Origin of the sequence: Pseudomonas sp. 44 R 15, from assembly GCF_900004965.1 — a bacterium.
GTDB classification, from domain to species: domain Bacteria; phylum Pseudomonadota; class Gammaproteobacteria; order Pseudomonadales; family Pseudomonadaceae; genus Aquipseudomonas; species Aquipseudomonas orientalis_A.
This window is the reverse complement of sequence record NZ_CVTU01000097.1, coordinates 1-6,236: the sequence shown is the minus strand read 5'-3', so window position 1 is coordinate 6,236 and position 6,236 is coordinate 1. Positions and strand designations below refer to the sequence as shown.

Below are 6,236 nucleotides of genomic sequence, written 5' to 3'. Positions count from 1 at the left end.
GAGGTGCCGAGTGGTGGGGCAAGAGCCCTTTGGTTACTTTGGGGCTTTTCCAAAGTGACCCGCCGTCAGGGCGGAACCCTAAGTAGCCGTTACCTAAAGAATGGATATGTACTCGGTCCAATCCAACATCCCGGCCAGCCCCGAGGCCGCCATCGGGGGCAAGCCCCCTCCCACATTTGAACGGCCGTGTTGCTCAGATCGGGTTCGCCTGCTACACCTTGTTGCACAGACCCATGACAAGGAAGCAGTCACATGTCAATCGAGTCAGAAGTATCCCTGGACGGGAAGAAGTTGACGATCGCAATCAAGGGCCGGTTCGATTTTGGCAGCCACCAGGCATTTCGCGATGCCTACGAGCGTTACTACAAGGTGCCCGAGTTGTATGTGGTCGATCTTAAAGAAACCACCTACATGGACAGCTCGGCCCTGGGCATGCTCCTGCTGCTCAGGGACCACGCTGGTGGCGATGAGTCTCAAGTGCAGGTCAGCAACAGCAGCCACGACGTGCGCAAAATCCTCGCCATTTCCAATTTCGACAAGCTGTTCGATATATCGTGAGAGTCCTGGCCCCCTTATCCGAGCCGCTGACCATCCTGATTGCCGAAGACAGCGCCGCCGACTTGCTGTTGTTGTCGACCATCGTGCGGCGTCAGGGGCACCATGTGCTCACCGCGACCAATGGCGAGCAAGCCGTTGAAGTGTTTGCGCGCGAGCGTCCGCAGCTGGTGCTGATGGACGCGATGATGCCGGTGATGGATGGTTTTCTCGCCGCGCGATGGATCAAGCAATTGGCGGGCGAGCAGTTGGTCCCCATCATTTTCCTGACCTCGCTGCGCGAAAGCGCCGCACTGGCGGAGTGCCTGGACGCCGGCGGCGACGATTTCCTGCCCAAGCCCTACAACCAGCTTATTCTGGCCGCCAAGATCAACGCCATGGACCGCCTGCGGCGGCTACAAGCCACGGTGTTGCAGCAGCGTGACCAGATCGCCCGGCACAATGATCATCTATTACATGAGCAACGCGCCGCCAAGGCCGTGTTCGACAAGGTCGCGCATTCGGGTTGCATCAACGCGGCGCCGAATATCCGCTACCTGCAATCGCCCTATGCACTGTTCAACGGGGACCTGCTGCTGGCGGCCTATACGCCGTCCGGCGACATGCATGTGCTGCTCGGCGATTTTACCGGCCACGGCCTGCCGGCGGCCATCGGAGCCATGCCCCTGGCCGAAGTGTTCTACGGCATGACCGCCAAGGGCTATGGGCTGACGCAGACCCTGCGCGAGATGAACGCCAAGCTCAAGCGCATCCTGCCGGTGGACATGTTCTGCTGCGCCACACTGTTGTGCCTGAGCACCGAGCGGCGCGTGGTGGAGGTGTGGAACGGCGGCATGCCCGAGGGCTATGTGCATGAGGTCGCCACCGGCAAGCGCACGCCGTTGATGTCGCGGCATCTGCCGTTGGGCGTGCTGTCGGCCCAGGCATTCGATGACAGCACCGAAGTCTGGCCCATGGCCCTGGGCGATCGGGTGTTCCTGCTCTCCGATGGCGTGCTGGACACCGCCGACGCCAATGACCAGTTGTTCGGCGCCGAGCGTTTGCAGCAGGTGTTTGCCGCCAACCGCGAGCCCGACCGCCTGTTCGAGGATATCGAGCAGGCGCTGGCGGCCTTTCGCGGTGAGGCGCGGGACGACGTCAGCATGGTTGAAATCAGCTTGCTGGCCGGCCAACCGCTGCGCGTGGCCGAACCTATGTATTCCGACAGCGGCCAGTCTTGCCCGCTGAATTGGTCGGTGAGTTTCGAGTTTCGCGCGCAGACCCTCAGACGCTACAACCCGTTGCCGTATCTGTTGCAATTGCTGTTGGAGGTCCATGGCCTGCGTGAGCAGAGTGGGGCGCTCTACACGGTCATGGCCGAGTTGTATGCCAATGCCCTCGAACATGGCGTACTGGGCCTGGATTCACAGCTCAAGCGCGATGCCGAAGGGTTTGCGCAGTATTATCGCCTGCGCAACGAGCGGCTGGCGCAATTGAACAGCGGCCATATCCGGGTGCATGTGCAGGTGTCCCCGACTGCGCAAGGCGGCAAGATGACGTTGCGTGTCGAGGACAGCGGGCCTGGCTTCGATGTTGACGAGGTGCTGGCGCGGCCGCTGGATGCTGACCGTCTGTCCGGCCGCGGCTTGAACCTGGTGCGTCAACTGAGCGGCGACGTACGCTGGTCCGATGGCGGGCGCTGCGTCTGCGTGGAGTTTTGCTGGAAGGCTCTGGCATAATCCGTCAATTCTTGATCAAGGAGCGAGCAAGTGGTCGATATACATCTGGACCCGGACGTGTTGTCGGGTCTGCGGGAGGTCATGGAAGGTGAGTATCCCAAGCTGCTCGATACCTTTCTAGATGACTCGCAAAAGCGCGTCGAGGCGTTGCGCACCGCGCGCGACGACGCCAAGGCGCTGGGGCGCATAGCGCATAGCTTCAAGGGCAGCAGTGGCAACCTTGGCGCGGTGCGGTTGGCGCACCTGTGTCAGCGCTTGGAGCTTGAGTCCATCAAGCCTGCCTCGAATCTGGGTGCATTGGTGGACCAGATTGATCATGAGTTCGCGCTGGTCAGGCCGATGTACGAATCGGAGCGCCAGCGTTTCAGTGCGTGAGCCTTCGCTGCAAACCTGGCCCGACTCTTGCTCTATCTCCTGATACTGCATCCCCGACCCCCATGCAGTGGAGACCTTTACCTATGCCAGTCGCCCCCAATTCGCTCCTTCAGGCTGCCCCCGCGGCCAAGCCTCAAGCGCCTGCCGCCACCCCTGCGGTGGCGGCTGCGGACCCACGGGACAAAGGCCCTGGCTTCTCTCAAGTGTTCGCCAACCAGGGCGCCAAACCGGCGCTGAAAACCGACAGCGCGCCGGGCAAATCGGTGCCTGCAACCGCCGACAAAACACCTGCCGCCAGCACGCCTGCGGTTGCCGATAGCGGCAATCCCTTGCCTGCCAAGCCGTCCGATGCCGACAAAGCGGCCAAGGACACGCCCGCCGATCCGTCCCTGGCGCAACAGCCCCCGACCGATACGCCGCCGGTCGATCCGGCCCTGATCGTCGCGGTCACACCCGGCGCTGTCCCGCCGCAAACGCCGGCACCTGCGGTAGCGGTGGCGGATGACACGCCCCAACCGGTGGCGACCGCCGCCGCCGTGGTCGATAAGGCCAAGCCGCCGGCCTTCGACCCTGCAGCCGACCCGCTGGACGCGATGCCTGCCGTGCGCCTGGCAATGGAGCAGGGCGGTCATGTGTCGGCCGGCAGCCAGGCAAACCAGAAAGCCGCGCCAGCCACGGTCCAGGATCAACCGACCGCCGCGCAGAATTTTGCCGCCGGCCTGGCCACGATGGTCGATCAACAAGCCACCAAGGACAGCACCCATAACGGCGGCGACAAGGCCTTTGGCGCGCTGATCGATGACGGCCTCAAGGACCTCAAGCGTGCCGACAGCGACACCCGCGTGGATGACTTCGCCAACCGCCTGGCCGCGCTGACCCAGGCCGCCACGCCGAAAACCGCCAACGCCTTGCCACCGGTGATCAACGCCCCGCTGGCCATGCACCAGAGCGGCTGGACCGAAGAAGTGGTCAACCGCGTGATGTACCTCTCCAGCGCGAGCCTCAAGTCGGCCGAAATCCAATTGCAGCCGGCCGAACTGGGGCGCCTGGATATCAAGGTCAGCATGACGCCCGACCAACAGGCCCAGGTCAGTTTCATGAGCGGCCATGCGGTGGTGCGTGAAGCGCTGGAAAGCCAGTCCGGCCGCCTGCGCGAGATGTTCGCCCAGCAGGGCATGGGGCAGGTGGATGTGAACGTGTCCGACCAGTCCCGGGGGCAGGAGCAGCAGCAACAGCAAAACCAGGCGCGGGGTGTGAGCAGTGGCGGCCGGCGAGGTGATAGCGCTGACACCGGCAGTCACGTTGACGTGGCTGAAGCGGTCAAGCCCGTGACCTCTACCGTGATCGGCTCCAGCGCCGTCGACTACTACGCCTGACCCAAGTCAAATAGATATCCAAGTGTGGGAGGGGGCTTGCCCCCGATTGCGGTGTATCAGCGACAGATTTGTTGACTGACACACTGCTATCGGGGGCCACCCCCCTCCCACATTTGATTTGTGTTGCCCTGGCGCCAGACAACTCTGGCATAACACTTGCTCTTGCCTATCCGTATATCTATGAATTCCCGAATAGTGACGGATTATTGGCATGGCGAACAGCGACGACGCAGCAACTCCCCCGGCAGGCAAAGGCAAAGGCAAGCTCAAGCTGATCCTGCTGATTGTGCTGGGCCTGCTCCTGGCCATTGGCGCCTCGATTGGCGGCACCTGGTACATCATGCACAGCAACGCAAGCAAACCTGCCCCTGCCGCCGACACCGCCACTAACGTCAAGCAACCGGCAATCTTCGAACCGATGCTGCCGGCCTTTGTCGCCAACTACAATCAGAACGGTCGCCAACGCTACTTGCAGGTGAGCATCACCTTGCTGGCGCGCAACCAGGCGGACCTGGACGCGCTCAAAGTGCACATGCCGGTGATCCGCAACAACCTGGTGATGCTGTTCTCGGGCCAGAGCTTCGACAGCCTGGCCACCCCGGTGGGCCAGGAAATGCTGCGCCAGAAGGTCACTGCCAGCGTGCAGGAAGTGGCCCAGAAAGAGCTCGGCAAAGTCGTGATAGAGCAGGCGCTCTTCACTAACTTCGTATTGCAGTAGGATCACGACATGGCCGTGCAAGACCTGCTGTCCCAGGATGAAATCGACGCGCTGTTGCATGGCGTGGACGATGGTCTGGTGCAGACCGAAATGGCTGCCGAGCCCGGCAGTGTCAAAAGTTATGACCTGACCAGCCAGGATCGCATCGTCCGTGGACGCATGCCGACCCTGGAAATGATCAACGAACGTTTCGCCCGTTACACCCGCATCAGCATGTTCAACATGCTGCGCCGCTCGGCGGACGTCGCCGTGGGTGGCGTGCAGGTGATGAAGTTTGGTGAATACGTGCACTCGCTGTACGTGCCCACCAGCCTCAACCTGGTCAAGATCAAGCCGTTGCGTGGTACCGCGCTGTTCATCCTTGACGCCAAGCTGGTGTTCAAGCTGGTGGACAACTTCTTCGGCGGCGACGGCCGTCACGCCAAGATCGAAGGCCGTGAGTTCACGCCCACCGAACTGCGCGTGGTGCGCATGGTGCTGGAGCAGGCTTTCATCGACTTGAAGGAAGCGTGGCAGGCGGTCATGGAAGTCAATTTCGAGTACATCAACTCGGAAGTGAACCCGGCCATGGCCAACATCGTCGGGCCGAGCGAAGCCATTGTGGTGTCCACGTTCCACATCGAACTCGATGGCGGCGGCGGCGATCTGCACGTGACCATGCCGTACTCGATGATCGAGCCGGTGCGCGAAATGCTCGACGCCGGTTTCCAGTCCGACCTCGACGACCAGGACGAGCGCTGGGTCAAGGCCCTGCGCGAAGACCTGCTGGACGTCGACGTGCCCCTGAGCGCCACTGTGGCCCGTCGCCAGCTACGCCTGCGCGACATTCTGCACATGCAGCCGGGGGACGTGATCCCCGTCGAATTGCCGGAAGAACTGATCATGCGCGCCAACGGTGTGCCGTCGTTCAAGGTCAAGCTCGGCTCTCACAAAGGCAACCTGGCGTTGCAAGTGATCGAACCGATCAACCGCCGCTGATCAACATTCATTTTTGCTACGCCGAGGACATGTAATGGCTACCGAACACGAAAACACTTCCGCCGAAGACCAGGCCCTGGCTGACGAGTGGGCTGCGGCCCTGGAAGAAACCGGCGATGTCGGCCAGGACGACATCGACGCGCTGCTGGCCGCCGACGCCGCGTCCGCACCGGCCGGCAAGCGCCTGCCGATGGAAGAATTCGGCAGCGTGCCGAAAAACAACGACCCGGTGACCCTCGACGGCCCCAACCTGGATGTGATCCTGGACATTCCAGTGTCGATTTCCATGGAAGTGGGCAGCACCGAAATCAACATCCGCAACCTGCTGCAGCTCAACCAGGGCTCGGTGATCGAGCTGGACCGCCTGGCCGGCGAGCCGCTGGACGTGCTGGTCAACGGCACGCTGATCGCCCATGGCGAGGTGGTGGTGGTCAACGAGAAGTTCGGCATTCGCCTGACGGACGTGATCAGCCCGAGCGAACGCATCAAGAAGTTGCGCTGAAATGAAGTACTCGA

7 protein-coding genes are annotated in these 6,236 nt (G+C 62.1%); all 7 read left to right on the top strand.

Translation table 11 applies throughout. From position 1 onward, the window contains the following. Positions 1–252 precede the first annotated feature (252 nt). Complete coding sequence (locus BFP93_RS15485; protein ID WP_065893763.1) at positions 253–558, top strand: STAS domain-containing protein; 306 nt, start codon at positions 253–255, stop codon at positions 556–558. Next, positions 555–2,273 carry an ATP-binding SpoIIE family protein phosphatase gene (locus tag BFP93_RS15480; protein ID WP_065893762.1) on the top strand — a complete coding sequence of 573 codons (1,719 nt, stop codon included), beginning with the start codon at positions 555–557 and terminating at the stop codon, positions 2,271–2,273. The genes BFP93_RS15485 and BFP93_RS15480 overlap by 4 nt, the downstream gene beginning before the upstream one ends. 30 nt (positions 2,274–2,303) lie before the next feature. Next, positions 2,304–2,648 (top strand): Hpt domain-containing protein, encoded by a 345-nt coding sequence (locus BFP93_RS15475; RefSeq protein WP_065893761.1) that lies wholly within the window; start codon positions 2,304–2,306, stop codon positions 2,646–2,648. An 83-nt stretch (positions 2,649–2,731) separates the two neighbouring features. Next, positions 2,732–4,024, top strand: a complete 1,293-nt coding sequence (locus BFP93_RS15470) for a flagellar hook-length control protein FliK (protein ID WP_065893760.1) — start codon at positions 2,732–2,734, stop codon at positions 4,022–4,024. Between the two features lie 211 nt (positions 4,025–4,235). Beyond that, positions 4,236–4,742, top strand: a complete 507-nt coding sequence (fliL, locus tag BFP93_RS15465; RefSeq protein ID WP_065884556.1) for a flagellar basal body-associated protein FliL — start codon at positions 4,236–4,238, stop codon at positions 4,740–4,742. A gap of 9 nt (positions 4,743–4,751) precedes the next feature. Beyond that, entirely contained in the window at positions 4,752–5,720 is a 969-nt protein-coding gene (gene fliM, locus BFP93_RS15460; RefSeq protein ID WP_065884557.1) for a flagellar motor switch protein FliM, read from the top strand. A gap of 34 nt (positions 5,721–5,754) precedes the next feature. Beyond that, positions 5,755–6,222 (top strand): flagellar motor switch protein FliN, encoded by a 468-nt coding sequence (gene fliN, locus BFP93_RS15455; RefSeq protein ID WP_053257298.1) that lies wholly within the window; start codon positions 5,755–5,757, stop codon positions 6,220–6,222. The last annotated feature ends 14 nt before the right edge of the window (positions 6,223–6,236 follow it).

What these genes read in the sequence shown, in the direction of transcription:
- BFP93_RS15485 (WP_065893763.1), top strand. Translation starts at nt 253, where the DNA reads ATGTCAATCGAGTCAGAAGTATCCCTGGACGGGAAGAAGTTGACGATC.
- BFP93_RS15470 (WP_065893760.1), top strand. Translation starts at nt 2,732, where the DNA reads ATGCCAGTCGCCCCCAATTCGCTCCTTCAGGCTGCCCCCGCGGCCAAG.
- fliL (WP_065884556.1), top strand. Translation starts at nt 4,236, where the DNA reads ATGGCGAACAGCGACGACGCAGCAACTCCCCCGGCAGGCAAAGGCAAA.
- fliM (WP_065884557.1), top strand. Translation starts at nt 4,752, where the DNA reads ATGGCCGTGCAAGACCTGCTGTCCCAGGATGAAATCGACGCGCTGTTG.
- fliN (WP_053257298.1), top strand. Translation starts at nt 5,755, where the DNA reads ATGGCTACCGAACACGAAAACACTTCCGCCGAAGACCAGGCCCTGGCT.